Genomic DNA, 16,446 nt, shown 5'->3' with positions numbered 1-16,446 from the left:
GAACCAGCGCTCAAATTATTTTTTACGGAACACTTCCTGACAGGCAGGCGCATCGCAGTAGCCATACAGATTCAGTGAGTGCCCGGTTAATTCAAAACCAAATTTCTCGGCAACATCATGCTGCTCTTTTTCAATCGTGTCATTAATAAATTCAACAACTTTGCTGCAATTTAAACACACCAGGTGATCGTGGTGATCTTCCTGCATAATTTCAAAAACTGAATGATTATTTTCAAAATTATGACGTTCGATGATGCCCGCTGCTTCAAACTGCGTTAACACACGATACACAGTTGCTAAACCTACATCTTCGCCCTGATCGAGTAAAGTCTTATAAATATCTTCCGCACTTAAATGATGTTGTTTTGAATTTTCTAGTAATTCTAATATTTTAATTCGTGGAAGGGTAACTTTCAGCCCAGCTTTTCGTAAATCTTGGTTTGAAATAGTCATGTAAAAAGGTCTCTCAACAAAATCAAAGTTGGAATATGCAACAAAGTTTAGATGCAGTATGATCTATCCTTGGATCAAATGCATCATAATTAATTTGGGATAGTTTAGCAAAATGCAAAAAATCATGTTGACGTTATTCGTCACTTCATTGCTCGTCGGCTGTTCGACATTAGGTGTTTATAAAGTAGATATTCCACAAGGAACCCCTTTAACCCAAGCACAAGCCGCTAAAATTCAGGTGGGAATGAGCCATCAACAGGTGCGTTTCTTACTGGGCAGTCCAACAGTAAGCGATCCACTGAATCCTTTACGCTGGGACTACATCTATAAGTATACCCCAGGAACCTACGCTAAAAAAGCCAAGATCCCGGCAGCCCAAGGCCAGCATTTGAAAATCTACTTTAACCAGTCTGGTATCGTGGAACGTGTTGAAGGTCTGGAGACGATTCCAGAATCTCAACCCGGCTTACCAGGATCAAAAGAAGCAATTTTAAATGCTCCTCCACTATAGTTGGTTTCACATGAAAAAGCCCCTGAATCATCAGGGGCTTTTTTGATTAAGCTGATTGATTGAGCAGATCATTGAGACTACTGCTCATTCAAACAGCTTTCTATTCGGAAGACGGTTTCAGCTTTCTTAAAAGATTGCCTCTGGCATAACGACCCACAGGATTTTTCTCGGCGCGTTTACGTCGGATGTCTTTAGGATTGATAGTCAGTGCTCGGTAAATTTCCACCCGGTCACCTGCTGCCAGTGGCTGCTGCTGATCTTGCAAACGCACGCCAAAGATGCCCAAAGATAACTGTTCAGGCAAGTCGACCTGCTCACGGATTCCACTTTGCTGAATCGCATCCAATGCTGTCATGCCGGGCTGAAATTGTACGGCTAGATGAAATTGTTTTTCTGGCGTCGCATACGCCACCCAGATCATTGCCTCACTCATTAGACGAATTGTCCTAAGACAGCAATGATTGCCAGAATAATCCCGACAGGCAACACCACACGTACTGCAATACGCCAAAGGTTATAGAATGCTTCAGAGCTGAAATTCATTGATTTACGCAAATGACTGATCTTCATGATCCAGCCGGCAAACAGCGCATAGATCAAACAAATCACTAGACCCCAGACGAGCAAGACCACATTAAAAACTTGGGTCACATTTGGAAGGGCCCAGATCAGTGTGACTACAGCGACAATTGCCCATTGCACTACAGGATGAAGCTGACGTTGCTGTAGCTGTTCACGTGCCATTTGCAGCATTAATGCGGCAGCTGCCATTATGGCAGTGACCAGAGTAAATGCAGGAATCTGCGCTTGCACGGCAAAGAAAGCAAATGCAATAACAGCAACTAGCTGCGCAATCCAGATCGGCAATACTGTCTTACTGGCGACATCCTGTTTTTGCACCGTACTCAGGCTAGACTGCCAGTACAAGCCCATGCCCAGACCACTTGCGACCAAAGCCAATACGGTGGCATTGCCCCATTCCGAGAACTCGACTGGCGTGACTTGCCATGCATGTAGTGCAGTTCCTATCACATTGGCCAGAACCAGAGACGCTAGCACACCAATCATTGTAACAGCTAATAAAATTTGACGCGGCAGCAGTGACAAGGCCAGAGCAGCAATTGCCAATCCGATCAACAAAAGATTCGGTGCAAGATCAAGTGCAGCGACCGCCAGAACATTGCTGGCATTGTTCAGCATGGCACCTGCCAGAAACGGAATAAAGATCACACTTAACCAGCCGACAATACGCCATTTCTGTGACGCATCAGCTTCACGGGTCAGCGTCGACAGCGCCTGTAATGGCGTTGTTTTAGAGCGCTTGGCCAAAGCAATTTCCAAGTAGCAGACTGGAAGCGCCAGAATCAGCATGGTGGCTAACCAGAGCATCCAGAAATCCAGCTGACGATCAATCTGTATACCGGTTATCGGTGCGAGCGTCGCGATGATAATAAACGATAAACAGAAAGCCATCAGCGGCGATAACCATTTTGACATAGCATTGTCCTGCATGATGCATTCCTATAAAAATCTAGCGCTATTTTGCCTTGTGAAGCGGTGAAAATCAAAAACAAAAAGCAAACCACCTTAACGGTGATTTGCTGCGCCAAATTTATAATTAAATTTTAATTCTTTTTATTTGCTGAAATCTTTTATTATGAGAAAAACCGGGCGAACCAGTTTTTACCTTTTTTCTGTTCTTTTTCTTTAATGATACCCATCATATTTTCTTTGACTGCACCCACATAATCGGCATCATCATGCTGAATATGGTTAATCAGCCATTTCGATAATACTTCGTGCAGTTCATGTTCAATCGACTGCCCCAGTTCAAAACGGTCACGATAAGATTCAATTTTCTTAATAAACAGGTCATGCACACGTTTATGCGGCACCCGATATTTATAACCGGCTTCTTCCTGAAGAGATTCCTCAAAGGTGAAATGTGACTGGGTATAATCAATAATATTATCAAGAATCTGTTTAATACGGGCACGCTCGGTAGTTGCATCGATTCCATCAATTTCGTTGATATAATCGAGAATTCGTTTGTGCTGATCGTCAATCACATCGATACCAGTATTATAATCTGGGACCCATTTCATTTTCATTACGACCACCTATAAATATTAAGGACTTATAACGTGAAAATGAGCATATAGCCTATTGATTGAAATAAAAATGAAGTAAATTAGTCGGCTTTCCGCCTAAAGCCGGTATTTTCATTTTAAGTTTCTGTTATATATAATTAAAAATAATTTATCTTGAGTAAAAAGCTAAGATATTAATTAACCAAAAATTAGTGTTAAACCATTATTTATTCTTAAATTTTTATCTATTTTTTAATATAAAAACGGAGTTTAAACTCCGTCTTGATGCAATTTTTAATATTGGTCAGCGCGCGTGATGCGTTTTAGGGAAGGATCCAGCCGTTCACGTTCCAAACGTTCGACATGCGTCACTTGAGAACGCACTTTCGCCCCATGTTGAAACAGGATCATTTCACCGGGCTGGAAAGCTGTCCATTCTTCATTCTGGGTCAAAGGTTCAGTAGTAATGACTGCCACACGATCCTCAGGTGTCGTAACCTGACTAAAGTCTACTTCGACATCAATATCTATGAGCTGCGCCGGTCTAAACGGGTATTCACGTACCAGCCAGTGGAGTTTGGTAATGGCATAGCTAAACAGCGCCTGACCATTCGAAAGGCAGAAATTAAAGGTACCATGTTCCGCGATTCCAGGTGAAATTTCGGCCAGCAGATCAAAAACCTGATCCAATTTGGGTTCATGATAGCCAAAATGTTTCACTAACTGGTCCAGCAGATAGCAAAAAGCCCGCTCGCTATCCGTATTCCCTACTGGAGTAAAGCGCCCTGACAGTTCGGGAAAATAATCATGCAAATCACCATTATGGGCAAAAATCCACTGCCGTCCCCAAAGTTCACGGCTAAAAGGATGGGAATTTTCCAGATTAATTTTGCCTTGGGTAGCTTTGCGTATATGCGCAATCACATTGCGGGATTTGATCGGATAATTACGTACCAGTTCAGCAATCGGAGATTCAACCGCAGACTGGTTATCAACAAACAGACGGCAGGCTTTATCTTCAAAGAAAGCAATCCCGAAACCATCCGCATGATCAGAGGTAATGCCTGCCCGCTGGGAAAATCCGCGGAAGGAAAAAGTAATATCCGTCGGGGTGGCACAATTCATTCCGAGCAGTTGGCACATGGTCTGGTTTCAGCTCTCTATTTACTTAGAAGCTTATTGTGCATGACTGTTCCTGTCATTTCAAATATCTGGGTTTGATAAATCCAAATAAAAAAGAGCCTCTATTGAGACTCTTTTTGGCAAAAAATGGATTATGAGCGATGCGGATTGGCACGATTGGTAATTAGAGTTCCAACACCATGATCGGTGAAAATTTCCAGTAAGCTGGCATGTGGTACACGACCATCGACGATATGTGCGCTAACCACCCCACCTTTTACGGCATCCAGAGCACAACCCACTTTCGGAATCATGCCGCCATAGATCACGCCAGTTTCGATCAGACGATCGACTTCCTGAGTGGTCAAACCAGTCAACAGATTTTTATTTTCATCCAGGACACCGGTGATATTGGTCAGCAGAATCAGTTTTTCTGCACCTAGGGCTTCAGCGACTTTACCGGCGACCAGATCGGCATTGATGTTATAAGTATTTCCTGCTTCGTCCACACCCAGCGGTGCAATCACAGGAATAAAATCACTACTGGTGAACATTTCCAGAACATCGGTCTTCACACCAACAACTTCACCGACCAGACCCAAATCAATTTGCTGAACCGAACCATCTTCAGCCACTTTTTCCATTAAAAGTTTTTGCGCACGAATCAGGTTGCCGTCTTTACCGGTAAGACCAATGGCACGGCCACCATGCTGGTTGATCAGGTTCACGATGGATTTGTTAACGCTACCGCCAAGTACCATCTCGACTACTTCCATGGTCGCAGGATCAGTTACGCGCATGCCGTCAATACGGTCTGATTCGCGGCCCAGCTGTTTCAGCATGGAATCGACTTGCGGACCACCACCATGCACCACGATCGGATTAATGCCGACTGTTTTCAATAATACGATATCACGTGCAAATGAACTTTCCAGCTCAGGATCGGTCATCGCGTTACCGCCGTATTTTACCACCAGGGTTTTACCCGCAAAGCGTTGAATATACGGCAAAGCTTCTGTCAAAATCTGTGCTTTGTCGATGCCTGTTTGTTGATTTGGCATTCGCCTCTCCTTATTGAGCATCTAAAATGTCTTGAGCGATCTCTGGATAACGGTCACGCAACATGGCTACAAACAGATGACGAATTTCATTCAGACTCTGGGCATTATTGGCATCAAAGCGCACCGTGAAATACTCACCTGTATTGGATGCTCGAATGATGCCAAAACCATCCTCAAAATCAAGACGTATCCCATCAATTTTACTGATTTGCGCATTAATTCTTTCGGATTGCTGCTCAACGAAGTTTAAAAGCTCAACAGGACGCACTTGACGCGTTGAAATATAAAGATCTTCGGTACCATGCCGTTTTGGATAAGCCGCCAAGGCCTGTGCTAAACTTAAACCAGTTTGATCCAGATATTCCATGACTCGCAGCGCTGCATACAGGCCATCATCATAGCCCCAGCCGCGGCCATCATTAAAGACATAATGTCCGGCATATTCGCCACCAAAAATCGCCTGATGCTGAGACTGGTTCAGATAAGTTCTCAGAAATGAACTGCCGGTACGAATCATCACCGGCTCTCCACCCAGACGTTGTACCGTATCGCGAACCAGAGTCGAACATTTCACATCATAAACAAATTGGCGTGGTACCGAATCGTTCAGGCAGATTTCGGCAAACAGGCATAACAACTGATCAGCTGTAATAATCTGACCCTGCTCATCAATCAGAACCAGGCGATCGCCATCACCATCCAAGGCAATACCAAGATCAGCCTGCTGTTGCATGACGGTTTGACGTAAAGTCTCAAGATGTTTGTCTTGCGAAGGATCCGGCGCATGATCCGGAAAATGTCCATTGGCCTCGCAACGTAAAGCAGTCACTTCACAGCCCATTTTTCTGAGTACCAGGTTGGCACAACGTCCGGCTGAGCCATGCAGACCATCCAGAATCACTTTAAACGGGCGCTTTAATTGAATATCTTCTAATATCCCTTGCTGATACTGTAGGCAAAACTCTGGAATAATCTGATGTGGCAGTTCAGCTAAACCAAGTAGCTGGCTATCGCAATGCGACTTTGCCAGTTGGGCCACCTGTTGAATCATCTCAGGACAAGGTGGTTCACCATCAATAATCCATTTGATGCCATTATCTTCTTTGGGATTATGACTGGCCGTGACCATAATGCCATTGCCATCAAACTGACGTGAGGTGAAATATAGCATCGGGCTGGAACAGCAGCCTAAAATAGTGGCTTCCAGCGAATAGTCTTTAAAAATACGGGCAATGGTGTCGGCAAAAGCCGGGCTACTGATGCGTGCATCATAACCAATGGCGACACGTGTCTGTCCCGCAGCCTGATACTGCTGGGCTAAACCGTGGGCGATTGCATCAATGATCCCGGCACCTAATAGACTGACTTTACCGCGTATGTCATAGGCACGAAAGATATGCATGGGGAATGGATGATTCATAGATCCCATAAAACTGTCTTTTCACTATTCGTTAAAATAAGGAGATTTAAAATGATGATTTCATCATAATGACTTTAAACATTTGTTTTTGTTTTAAGACCCGCTATTTTTAAACGATTTCAATGTAACAATCAATTATAAAAATATAATCTACAACTTCAGAATTATAGAGTTCTTGTAATTAAAAATTAGGTACTTGGTTATATTTATTTTGAGTTTCATCTAATTAGATATTTGATAACTACATAAATTTTAGATTTAAATAATTCTACTTGGCCAGAAAATAAGGTTTTATTTTTAAATATATTTCAACCCGCTCATTCTTTTAATCTTGAATCTAATCAACTAAAGATGACTTACATCCAGTTAATGAATGTAAGCCACGATTAAAACTTAGTTTTTACCCGTATGACCAAAACCGCCAGCACCGCGTTCAGTCGCTTCGAATTCATTCACCAGATCAAATTCAGCCTGCACCACAGGAACCAAGACATACTGTGCTAAACGTTCACCTGGCTCTAAGCTGAATGCCGCCTGGCTACGGTTCCAAACGGATACCATCAATTCACCTTGATAATCAGAATCGATTAAACCTACCAAGTTACCCAACACGATCCCGTGTTTATGGCCTAAACCCGAACGTGGCAAGATCAGACCAGCAAATGCAGGATCTTCAATATAGATTGCTAAACCAGTTTTTACCAAAACAGTTTGGCCTGGTTCAATGATTGTGGTTTCTGTAACACACGCACGCAAATCCAGCCCAGCTGAACCTGTCGTAGCATAAGTCGGTAATGGCCATTCCTGACCGAGACGCGAGTCAAGGACTTTCACCTGAACTTTCATGTATTCATTCCTGTTGTTTCATTTAAAATAAGAGCAAGTCTTGCGCCTTATCGTTTGATGAGGTTACGCAAATTATCAAGATAATGTTGGGCTTGTAATTTCGGATCGATGTTGCCTGCCAGCTTTTTCTTGCGGCCTAACCATTCCAGTTCATCTTCTGGTAATTCATCCAGGAAACGGCTTGGGGTCATCTGCTTCATCTGCCCGCCCGCCTTGCGCTGTTCTGCCAAAGTAATGGTCAAGCCCTGACGTGCACGAGTAATACCCACATACATCAGACGACGTTCCTCTTCGACGGTTTCTGCAGCAATCGAGTTTTTATGCGGCAAAATTTCTTCTTCCAGCCCAATTAAATAGACATAAGGAAACTCAAGACCTTTGGACGCATGTAACGTCAGCAAGTTGACTTTATCGGTGTCTTCTTCTTCCTGTTGTTGCTCGAGCATGTCCAGCAGCACCATTTTACGAATCACGCTTTCAATATTTTTTTCGTCGACATCCTCAGCGCGGTTAATCAAGCTTTGAATGCTGCTGTAGAGCACTTCGATATTGTCGAGCTTGGTTTTTTCCTGCGCTGGCGTGGCTGCAGTTTCCTTGATGTAATCGATATAACCAGCTTCAATCATCATCTGGCGGATGATCGGTACAGGCTCATCATCTTCCAACAGATCACGAGTGAAGTTATTTATAAAATCGGCAAATTCAGCCAATTGGGTGGTGGCCTTTTTCGGAATCGCCATAGTCAGGCGCTGATCCGCTGCCGCAGCCAGAAGTGACAGATTATTTTCCTGAGCAAATAAACCGAGCTTTTCCAGCGTTACCGGACCAATCGCCCGTTTTGGCGTATTGATGATTCGCAGGAATGCGCTGTCATCTTCAGGGTTAATGATCAGGCGTAAATAGCTCATCATGTCCTTGATTTCGGCACGTGCGAAGAAGGACTGTCCACCAGACAATTTATAAGGAATCTGCATCTGACGTAGATGGGTTTCTAAAATACGCGCCTGAAAATTGCCGCGATACAACACCGCATAATCTTTCCAGCTTTTACCATTCATCAATTTATGCGTGATCAGGTCTTTAACGACGCGCTCTGCTTCATCATCATCATTGCGGCAGGTAATCACGCGGATCACTTCACCGTGACCTTTGTCTGACCAGAGTTTTTTATCAAAAATATGTGGATTATTGCCAATTACGGTGTTGGCTGCTTTGAGAATACGACTGGTCGAACGATAGTTCTGTTCCAGTTTAATCACTTTTAAATTCGGAAAATCCTGTTGCAGCAAGGCCATATTTTCCGGTTTAGCCCCACGCCAGGCATAGATTGACTGGTCATCATCGCCTACAGCGGTAAACTGACCCATGACACCGACCAGTAATTTCACCAAAATATACTGCGCCGTATTGGTATCCTGATATTCATCGACCAGCAGATAACGCACGCGATTTTGCCATTTGTCACGGACTTCTGCATTTTCCTGCAGCAAGCGCGTCGGCATTACAATCAGATCATCAAAATCCACGGCGTTATAAGCGCGCAAATTACGTTCATAAAGCTGATATAAATGGGCAAACTGCACATCTTCGGCAGTTTCACAGGTGGTATGGGCTTGCTCGGGGGGAATCAGATCATTTTTCCAGTCCGAGATCATTTTCATGGCTTTGGCGATCAGTTCTTTGCTTTCCGCACCGGATAAATTGTCACGCTGCATCAGATCCATCAGAATGCGCTTACAGTCGTCAGCATCCAGAATCGAGAAATTATTTTTCAGTGGTGTATGTTTCAACTCCAGACGCAGCATATTCAGACCAAAAGTATGGAAGGTCGACACTGAAACACCTTTACTTTCTTCACGCGTCAACAATTTGCTGACACGCTCTTTCATCTCACGTGCCGCTTTGTTGGTAAAGGTCATCGCAGTTATACGATGTGCAGGAATCCCGCAATGCTTGACTAAATACGCGATTTTTCGCGTGATCACTGAAGTCTTGCCTGAACCCGCTCCTGCAAGTACTAACAAGGGTCCTTGAGTGTATTTCATGGCTTCAAGTTGCTTGTCATTTAACTGACTGGCGAGTGACATATGGCTTCCTCTTCTAGATTCGGGTCCGATTATAGTCATCTCTGCGTCAGTTGCCTAATTTAAAATACGATTAATCAGGTCAATGTTCAGATATAAAAAAACCACCCGAAGGTGGTTTTTTCTTAAGCGTTCAAGAATTATTGAACTGCATATACCGCGATTTCTACACGACGGTTTTGTTCTTTACCCGCAGCAGTTGTGTTGTCTGCGATTGGGTTTGCTGAACCTAAACCTTGAGCATTAATACGTGTACGTGAAACACCTTGGCCTGCCAAGTAAGTCGCTACAGAGTTTGCGCGTGCTTGAGACAATGGCAAGTTAATTGAGTCATTACCCGTGCTGTCTGTATAACCAGTTACAAGAATACCGCTCTTGTTATCTTCAGTTAGTACTTGCGCCACTTTGTTCAAAGTGCCATAGAAGTTTGGTTTGATATTTGATTTGTTCGTATCAAATGTAATGCTGCCTGGCATCACAAGGTTAATCGAACCATCTGGATTACGGTTAACGTCTACACCCGTACCCGCTGTTGCCTGACGTAATTTTTTCTCTTTATTGTCAAGATAAATACCTGCTGCACCACCTACAACAGCACCAATTGCTGCTGCACGGTTGTTTTGACGGCTAGTATTTGCATTACTTTTAGAAACGCCGTAGCCAGCTGCAGCACCAATTAAAGTACCTAGAGCCGCTTTATCATATTCCACACCACCGATGTTACTGCCAGTTGATTGACAACCTGTAAGTGCTACGGCCCCTGCTACAGCTGCTGAAATTACTAGTGCACGCATCGCATGACTCCTTGTTGTATGCTTTGTTGTATAAGCGAGATAATGATTTAAATTGAATGGTGTAACCATTGAATTTTTGTTAATAATAAATCGTTTAGTAATATTTTGTAATGTTTATATGTAACTAAATCAAAGTAGTTCATCACAATATCTTCATAGTTTCCTATTCAGGCTTTTTTATTTGCCTAACTGTCTCTATATTACTCAAAATATGAAAAAATTTAAGCGATTAATCTCTGGGGACTGTTTGGATATGTCATCGAATAGCAACAAGCAACCGACTTTAAAAAAACTGGCACGTGGCCTGACGGTCACTTCAGTCATGACTGGCAGTACTTTTTTTCATGGCCCCCCGGTGCTGGCCTTGGGTTTAACCAAACTTTTTAAAAAATCCGCAAAAGTGGATGAAACCAATATCAAGATTACCAACAGCTGGTTAGGGGTCAACAACTGGCTGATTGAGCATGTGCTGAAAAACACGCAATGGCAAATTACCGTAGATGAATCACTGGATTTGAATATGCAGGGCCGTTATTTGATGACCTGTAATCATCAAAGCTGGGTCGATACCACCGTCAACCAGTACTTCGGTTTAACCCGTATGCCCCTGACGCGTTTCTTTACCAAATGGGAACTTATTTTTATTCCTTTTGTTGGTCAGGCGTTTAAAATTTTGGGTTTCCCGATGATGAAACGGCATAGTAAGGAACAGATTGCTAAAAATCCTGCGCTGAAATATCGGGATATGGAAGAAGCACGTAAATCCTGTGAACAGCTGATCAGTCAGCCTTTTACCCTGTTAAATTATCTGGAAGGCACCCGCTTTACCCAGGAAAAGCATGATCAGCAGCAGTCTCCTTATACACATTTACTGAAACCTAAAGCCGGTGGTCTGGCATTAGCGCTCAGTATTCTCGGCGATAAAATTGATGCGCTGGTCGACATGACCATTGTTTATCCTGATGGTATTCCAGGATATGGTGAATTTTGGTTAGGTGAAGTACCACGTATTGCGGTAAATTTAAGAAAAATTGATATTCCTGACTGGGTACTGGGCGGCAATTACGAAGATGATGCTGAATATCGTGCACGTTTTCAAAAATGGATTGATCAAATCTGGACTGAAAAAGATCAGCTCATCGCACAAATGCAGCAGAATTTCGCCCAAGCCCCGGTCGGATCTGTAACCGAGTAATTATGAAGAACGACAACCCGGACATTACGTCCAGCTCCTTTAAATTTGTTCGTAAAGGAACCTGGGGCTGGAAAATTGCACTGATTTACGACATTTTCATGATGGTTTTAATCATCATCAATCTGTTCTGTCTCAGTGCCAACGCCATTTTAATGAGCGATTTTGGTCAGTGGTTGTTTGACTTCATTCGTTTACCCGAAGTGTTGCAGTTTTATAAAAGTGATTTACGCTCTTGGGTCATCATTACTGAGGGCTGGTTTACCACCTTCTTGGTCTGTGAATTACTGGCACGCTGGGTCATCGCGATTGTTCTGCGTCATCATCGACGCTGGTGGTTCTTCCCTTTTGTACACTGGTATGAAATTTTATCCATTATCCCTCAGCTACGTTTCCTGCGCCTGCTGCGTGCGGTCGCGATTGGCTACAATCTGCATACCCATGGTTATAAAGTAATCCCCAATCGCTGGTATCGCCAAGGCAACTTTTATTACAACATGCTGATGGAAGAGCTTTCCAGCCGAGTGGTACTGACCGTACTGGACGGTATTAAGCGTGAACTGACCACGAGCACATCACATAAACAGTTAATTGATGATTTAGTGGAACATCATCGTAAATTACTGGCCATTGCTTTGGCAGATATCTTGCAGGAATCTTTAGGCAAGGAATTACAGTCACAACGTTCCATGATCGCTAAAAATGTAGGGCAAGTAGTGAATCAGGCGATTGAAGATACTCCTGAATTGACCCAATTATTACGTTTGATTCCAATTGTAGGTAGCCGAATTGAACAGCAAATTCAAAGTATTGGTCAACGTTTGGGCGAGAATATCACGCAAGGACTGATTGAACCATTTACCCACACAGGTCAAAAAGAAAATCCGACTTTTACCCTAATTTCAGATAAAATCAGCCAGATTCAGATTGAACATAATCCACATATTGATAAATTGGTCGAATCGGCTGTTTTTGAAACACTTGAAGCAATCCGAAAACAGGTAAAAGTCAAACAGTGGCAACAGATTTTAGAAGAACATGAGCAAAATCAGAGCTCAATAGATAAGTAAAGTTTAAAGTACAGAATCAGATCAATCCGTCCGGTTCTGTTCGCATAAAAAAATAACTGAGATCGCTAGAGAATTACTGCAATTTGTTCTAGGATTTGCACTATTTACAACATTGCTTCGACACAAAACCAGCACGTCAGAAGTATTTAAGGAAGAATTATGGCTGATATACGGATAAAAGGCAGAATGGTCAATGCGATACGCATTAGTCTAGATACCAATGATCATGATGCAATCCGCCAGCAACTTAGCCCAAAATTACAAGCAGCATTTCCACCCGGCACTTTGGCAGTCATTGAAAGTTCAGTTGAACAGGAACTCATTGCGCTGATTCAACTATTAATCAGTCTGGATATACAGCCTATGGCTGTTACTGAAGGCTTACTTGGAGATCAGGCACGTGCCATTCAGTTCCCGGTACTGCCACCTGATCGCCAGTTAGAAGAAATTAAAGCCACCAAAGAACAGGTCGTGGAAGTTAAACCAGAACCTACAGCGGTGAATGATGATCAGGCGCCTGCTGCCCCGATCGTCGCGCATATCACCTCATATCATGATGAAATCCTGCGTACCGGCCAATGTATCGTGCAGCATAATGGCGACATTATTATTAATGCCGGCATCAACAGTGGTTCAGAAGTGATTGCTTCAGGCAATATTCATGTCTATGGCAGCGCACGTGGCCGTGTGATTGCGGGTGCGGGTGGCAATACTGCAGCACGCATTTTCTGTCATAGCCTCGAAGCTGAACTGATTTCAATTGCAGGAACCTATTGTGTGGCGGATGACATTCCACCGCATGTAGTTAAAAAATCCGTGCATATTTACTTGAATGATCAACTAGAGCTTGTATTTGAAGCTCTACAATTTTAATGTATAAATAAACACCAAAAACCCCATTTTAAACAGGGGATTTGAACCATAACAGGAGTGGATTCGGTGGCGAAAATTGTTGTCGTAACGTCAGGCAAAGGTGGTGTAGGTAAAACTACAACGAGTGCATCTTTTGCAACAGGTTTAGCCCTACGCGGTCACAAAACTGTTGTTATTGATTTTGATGTAGGTTTACGTAACCTTGATTTGATTATGGGCTGTGAACGCCGTGTAGTTTATGATTTTGTGAATGTTTTAAATAACGAAGCACGATTACAACAAGCACTGATTCGCGATAAAGATATTGAAAACTTATATATTTTACCTGCATCACAAACACGTGATAAAGATGCCTTAACCGATGAAGGTGTTGCTCGTGTAATGGATGAGCTTTCGCAGGAATTTGATTATATTATCTGTGATTCACCTGCCGGTATTGAACGTGGTGCTATTTTGGCCATGTATCATGCGGATGAAGCCATCATTGTGACTAACCCTGAGATTTCTTCAGTACGTGACTCTGACCGTATCATTGGTATGCTCGACAGTAAAACTAAAAAAGTAGAACAAAACGAAGGCCGCATTCGTAAGCATCTGTGTATTACCCGTTTCAATCCGGAACGTGCCGATAAACAGGAAATGCTGACGATTGATGATATTTCTAAAGATATTTTACGTGTACCGACCTTAGGCGTTATTCCTGAGTGTCCGAGCGTTCTACAGGCATCGAATGAAGGTAAGCCGGTGATTAATTTCACTGAAGCTGCAGCAGGTCAGGCCTATGATGATCTAGTTGCGCGTTTCCTTGGCGAAGAGCGTCCTTACCGTCATATCGAGGTAAAACCTAAGGGCTGGTTAGCACGACTATTTGGAGCGTAGACATGGCAGGATTCTGGAGTAAACTTTTTAGTGGCGAGGATAAACCATCAAGCGCACGGACTGCTAAAGACCGTTTGAAGGTGATCGTTGCATCCGAACAAGGCTTGGGTCGTCGCTTGAGCCAGGACAAAATTGACCAGATGAAGACTGAAATCATGCAAGTGGTCAATCGTTATGTCCGCGGTGTCGATGAACAGCATATTCAAATGCAGGTTCGTTCTGAAGCCAATATTGAAATGCTTGAAATGAATATCAATTTACCTGAAGAACGATAATCTGATTTTTGATTGGTCAAGCAAATTGATTCAAGGCAAAATATGAGCCTGAACAAAGCACTGCTTTGTTCAGGCGCAAGACGAGAAGCTTTGCTTCGAGTGGAATGGATTTACAAAGTTTACTTTACCCAACCACTAGATCAGAAGTTTAGCTTCTAAGTAGACAGAGAGAATTAAAATACTTTGTCGCTTGCGTACTCATATTTTGCCTTTTTTCATGCCGAAAAAACTACATTAGATCAAGGAAATTGCGATGGCATTATCTCAACCAGCGACCTTTAACGAAGAATGGTCAGATGAGCGTGTATTTGCCTACTTGAATCAGCTTCCTCCTGCAGGCGTTAATGCTGATTTTCACGTACTCTATCATGCTTTCAAGCATATGCGTCCATTTGATTATGAACGCCTGTTGACGAAATTTGTCGCTGATGGCCGTGATGTCAATGCAACCAATCCGGAAGGACAACGGATTCATGACGTGATTGCTACCTACCCACGTCAAAGTGCCGAGTTTCTGGAAGTATTAGCAAAATTTGCTTGAGTCAACAATCAATAAAAAAGGCCTGCTTTGAAAGCAGGCTTTTTTATTGAAGATATACTGAAACTAAACCAGAATCTCGCGTTTGCCGTTGGCCCCCATGCCGCTGACAATGCCATTTTCTTCCATCTGGTCGATGATCCGTGCAGCACGGTTATAGCCCAGACTGAATTTTCGTTGTAAGGATGAAGTGGAAGCCTTACGGGTTTCCAAGACAAAAGCTACACACTGGTCATACAGCGCATCACGGTCTGATCCACCGTCGCCACCATCTTCAAAACCACGGCTCGATGGTTCTTCATCGAATGGCGTCAGGATCTCGTCCACATAGTTTGGCGAACCACGTTCACGCCATGCATCACAAATTCGGTTTACTTCATCATCGGCAATAAACGCACCATGCACACGCTCAGGTTCAATTTTACCTGGGCCGAGGAATAGCATGTCACCATGACCGAGCAAGTCTTCTGCACCACCTGCATCCAGAATGGTACGCGAATCGATCTTGGAGTTCACCCGCAATGCAACACGCGTCGGAATATTGGCTTTGATCAAACCGGTGATCACGTCCACCGATGGACGCTGGGTTGCAAGCAGCAGATGAATACCGGCCGCACGTGATTTTTGTGCCAGACGGGTAATCATTTCTTCGGCTTTCTTACCGACCTGCATGATCATGTCCGCGAACTCATCTGCGACAATCACAATGGAAGGCAACGGCGTCAAACGCGGCGCACGTTCACCCACAACAGAATCGCTCGCTTTCCAGGTTGGATCGATCAGGTCTTCACCATTGGCAATCGCTTCTTCGACCTTGCGATTATAGTCGCTCAATTTACGGATTTTCAGGAAAGACATCAGTTTATAACGACGTTCCATTTCATTGACACACCAATTCAATGCGCTGACCGCATCTTTCATATCGGTGACTACAGGCGTCAATAAATGTGGAATATCGTTATAGTTCGCCAGTTCCAGCTGCTTCGGATCGATCAGAATGAGACGCAATTCATCTGGTGTATATTTCAGCAACATCGATAGAATCATCGAGTTCACTGCCACCGATTTACCCGAACCCGTGGTACCCGCCACCAACATATGCGGCGCTTTCCCCAGATCAGCAATCACAGGATTACCGGAAATATCCTTACCCATTGCCATAGAGAGAATACTATTCGGATCAGTAAAGGCTGGAATGGTCAAAAGTTCGATCAAACGGACCATTTCACGGGTACTGT

The 16,446-nt window shown here is 43.5% G+C and carries 18 protein-coding genes; 7 read left to right on the top strand and 11 right to left on the bottom strand.

Annotated features, from left to right (window positions below):
* Positions 1-15: 15 nt before the first annotated feature.
* Positions 16-453: a ferric iron uptake transcriptional regulator gene (fur, locus tag WAK81_RS02725; RefSeq protein WP_004279276.1), complete on the bottom strand. Its 438-nt coding sequence runs from the start codon at positions 451-453 to the stop codon at positions 16-18.
* Between the two features lie 112 nt (positions 454-565).
* On the opposite strand from fur, the gene WAK81_RS02720 reads away from it, so the two are divergent.
* Entirely contained in the window at positions 566-964 is a 399-nt protein-coding gene (locus WAK81_RS02720) for an outer membrane protein assembly factor BamE (protein WP_422195582.1), read from the top strand.
* A 100-nt stretch (positions 965-1,064) separates the two neighbouring features.
* Here WAK81_RS02720 and WAK81_RS02715 read toward each other — a convergent pair whose 3' ends face one another.
* The 9 genes from WAK81_RS02715 to WAK81_RS02675 all read right to left on the bottom strand — a co-directional run bounded on the left by WAK81_RS02715 (position 1,065) and on the right by WAK81_RS02675 (position 10,381).
* Positions 1,065-1,397, bottom strand: coding sequence for an RnfH family protein (locus tag WAK81_RS02715; RefSeq protein WP_422195581.1), 333 nt, complete (start codon positions 1,395-1,397; stop codon positions 1,065-1,067).
* Positions 1,397-2,476 carry a hypothetical protein gene (locus WAK81_RS02710; protein WP_422195580.1) on the bottom strand — a complete coding sequence of 360 codons (1,080 nt, stop codon included), beginning with the start codon at positions 2,474-2,476 and terminating at the stop codon, positions 1,397-1,399. Before WAK81_RS02710 ends, WAK81_RS02715 begins: the two co-directional genes overlap by 1 nt.
* 143 nt (positions 2,477-2,619) lie before the next feature.
* Positions 2,620-3,075 (bottom strand): bacteriohemerythrin, encoded by a 456-nt coding sequence (locus tag WAK81_RS02705; RefSeq protein WP_422195579.1) that lies wholly within the window; start codon positions 3,073-3,075, stop codon positions 2,620-2,622.
* A 273-nt stretch (positions 3,076-3,348) separates the two neighbouring features.
* The gene (locus WAK81_RS02700) at positions 3,349-4,197 is read right to left on the bottom strand and encodes a class II glutamine amidotransferase (protein ID WP_422195578.1); all 849 of its coding nucleotides are present in this window, start codon (positions 4,195-4,197) and stop codon (positions 3,349-3,351) included.
* Positions 4,198-4,328: 131 nt separating this feature from the next.
* Entirely contained in the window at positions 4,329-5,237 is a 909-nt protein-coding gene (gene argB, locus WAK81_RS02695) for an acetylglutamate kinase (RefSeq protein ID WP_422195577.1), read from the bottom strand.
* 10 nt (positions 5,238-5,247) lie between these two features.
* Complete coding sequence (locus WAK81_RS02690) at positions 5,248-6,666, bottom strand: phosphomannomutase/phosphoglucomutase (protein ID WP_422195576.1); 1,419 nt, start codon at positions 6,664-6,666, stop codon at positions 5,248-5,250.
* Positions 6,667-7,050: 384 nt separating this feature from the next.
* Positions 7,051-7,503, bottom strand: coding sequence for a dUTP diphosphatase (gene dut, locus WAK81_RS02685; protein WP_422195575.1), 453 nt, complete (start codon positions 7,501-7,503; stop codon positions 7,051-7,053).
* A gap of 47 nt (positions 7,504-7,550) precedes the next feature.
* The gene (locus tag WAK81_RS02680; protein WP_422195574.1) at positions 7,551-9,590 is read right to left on the bottom strand and encodes a UvrD-helicase domain-containing protein; all 2,040 of its coding nucleotides are present in this window, start codon (positions 9,588-9,590) and stop codon (positions 7,551-7,553) included.
* Positions 9,591-9,727: 137 nt separating this feature from the next.
* Entirely contained in the window at positions 9,728-10,381 is a 654-nt protein-coding gene (locus WAK81_RS02675; protein WP_422195573.1) for an OmpA family protein, read from the bottom strand.
* A gap of 253 nt (positions 10,382-10,634) precedes the next feature.
* Between WAK81_RS02675 and WAK81_RS02670 the strand changes: the two genes are divergently transcribed.
* The 6 genes from WAK81_RS02670 (at position 10,635) to WAK81_RS02645 (ending at position 15,211) form a co-directional block, all read left to right on the top strand.
* Positions 10,635-11,576 carry an acyltransferase gene (locus WAK81_RS02670; protein ID WP_422195572.1) on the top strand — a complete coding sequence of 314 codons (942 nt, stop codon included), beginning with the start codon at positions 10,635-10,637 and terminating at the stop codon, positions 11,574-11,576.
* Positions 11,577-11,578: 2 nt separating this feature from the next.
* Entirely contained in the window at positions 11,579-12,643 is a 1,065-nt protein-coding gene (locus WAK81_RS02665) for a preprotein translocase subunit SecA (RefSeq protein ID WP_422195571.1), read from the top strand.
* A 159-nt stretch (positions 12,644-12,802) separates the two neighbouring features.
* Positions 12,803-13,516: a septum site-determining protein MinC gene (gene minC, locus WAK81_RS02660; protein ID WP_422195570.1), complete on the top strand. Its 714-nt coding sequence runs from the start codon at positions 12,803-12,805 to the stop codon at positions 13,514-13,516.
* A 66-nt stretch (positions 13,517-13,582) separates the two neighbouring features.
* Complete coding sequence (minD, locus tag WAK81_RS02655; RefSeq protein WP_064095797.1) at positions 13,583-14,395, top strand: septum site-determining protein MinD; 813 nt, start codon at positions 13,583-13,585, stop codon at positions 14,393-14,395.
* 2 nt (positions 14,396-14,397) lie between these two features.
* Positions 14,398-14,670: a cell division topological specificity factor MinE gene (gene minE, locus WAK81_RS02650; protein WP_004279256.1), complete on the top strand. Its 273-nt coding sequence runs from the start codon at positions 14,398-14,400 to the stop codon at positions 14,668-14,670.
* A gap of 253 nt (positions 14,671-14,923) precedes the next feature.
* Complete coding sequence (locus tag WAK81_RS02645) at positions 14,924-15,211, top strand: PA4642 family protein (RefSeq protein WP_422195569.1); 288 nt, start codon at positions 14,924-14,926, stop codon at positions 15,209-15,211.
* Between the two features lie 63 nt (positions 15,212-15,274).
* On the opposite strand, the gene WAK81_RS02640 is transcribed toward WAK81_RS02645, so the two are convergent.
* Positions 15,275-16,446, bottom strand: a 1,172-nt coding sequence (locus WAK81_RS02640) for a DNA translocase FtsK (protein ID WP_422195568.1), incomplete at its 5' end; no start/stop codon positions are given.

The organism is Acinetobacter sp. (assembly GCF_049284435.1).
Lineage (GTDB): Bacteria > Pseudomonadota > Gammaproteobacteria > Pseudomonadales > Moraxellaceae > Acinetobacter.
The sequence above is the reverse complement of the archived record's forward strand: the minus strand, read 5'-3'. Positions and strand labels throughout refer to the sequence as shown.

Bases quoted from the DNA above. Each gene is read 5' to 3' on its own strand.
- argB (WP_422195577.1), bottom strand. From the start codon at position 5,237: ATGCCAAATCAACAAACAGGCATCGACAAAGCACAGATTTTGACAGAA.
- minC (WP_422195570.1), top strand. From the start codon at position 12,803: ATGGCTGATATACGGATAAAAGGCAGAATGGTCAATGCGATACGCATT.
- minE (WP_004279256.1), top strand. From the start codon at position 14,398: ATGGCAGGATTCTGGAGTAAACTTTTTAGTGGCGAGGATAAACCATCA.
- WAK81_RS02700 (WP_422195578.1), bottom strand. From the start codon at position 4,197: ATGTGCCAACTGCTCGGAATGAATTGTGCCACCCCGACGGATATTACT.
- WAK81_RS02675 (WP_422195573.1), bottom strand. From the start codon at position 10,381: ATGCGTGCACTAGTAATTTCAGCAGCTGTAGCAGGGGCCGTAGCACTT.
- WAK81_RS02705 (WP_422195579.1), bottom strand. From the start codon at position 3,075: ATGAAAATGAAATGGGTCCCAGATTATAATACTGGTATCGATGTGATT.
- WAK81_RS02680 (WP_422195574.1), bottom strand. From the start codon at position 9,590: ATGTCACTCGCCAGTCAGTTAAATGACAAGCAACTTGAAGCCATGAAA.
- dut (WP_422195575.1), bottom strand. From the start codon at position 7,503: ATGAAAGTTCAGGTGAAAGTCCTTGACTCGCGTCTCGGTCAGGAATGG.
- WAK81_RS02670 (WP_422195572.1), top strand. From the start codon at position 10,635: ATGTCATCGAATAGCAACAAGCAACCGACTTTAAAAAAACTGGCACGT.
- WAK81_RS02710 (WP_422195580.1), bottom strand. From the start codon at position 2,476: ATGCAGGACAATGCTATGTCAAAATGGTTATCGCCGCTGATGGCTTTC.
- WAK81_RS02720 (WP_422195582.1), top strand. From the start codon at position 566: ATGCAAAAAATCATGTTGACGTTATTCGTCACTTCATTGCTCGTCGGC.
- WAK81_RS02645 (WP_422195569.1), top strand. From the start codon at position 14,924: ATGGCATTATCTCAACCAGCGACCTTTAACGAAGAATGGTCAGATGAG.
- WAK81_RS02665 (WP_422195571.1), top strand. From the start codon at position 11,579: ATGAAGAACGACAACCCGGACATTACGTCCAGCTCCTTTAAATTTGTT.
- fur (WP_004279276.1), bottom strand. From the start codon at position 453: ATGACTATTTCAAACCAAGATTTACGAAAAGCTGGGCTGAAAGTTACC.
- WAK81_RS02715 (WP_422195581.1), bottom strand. From the start codon at position 1,397: ATGAGTGAGGCAATGATCTGGGTGGCGTATGCGACGCCAGAAAAACAA.
- WAK81_RS02690 (WP_422195576.1), bottom strand. From the start codon at position 6,666: ATGGGATCTATGAATCATCCATTCCCCATGCATATCTTTCGTGCCTAT.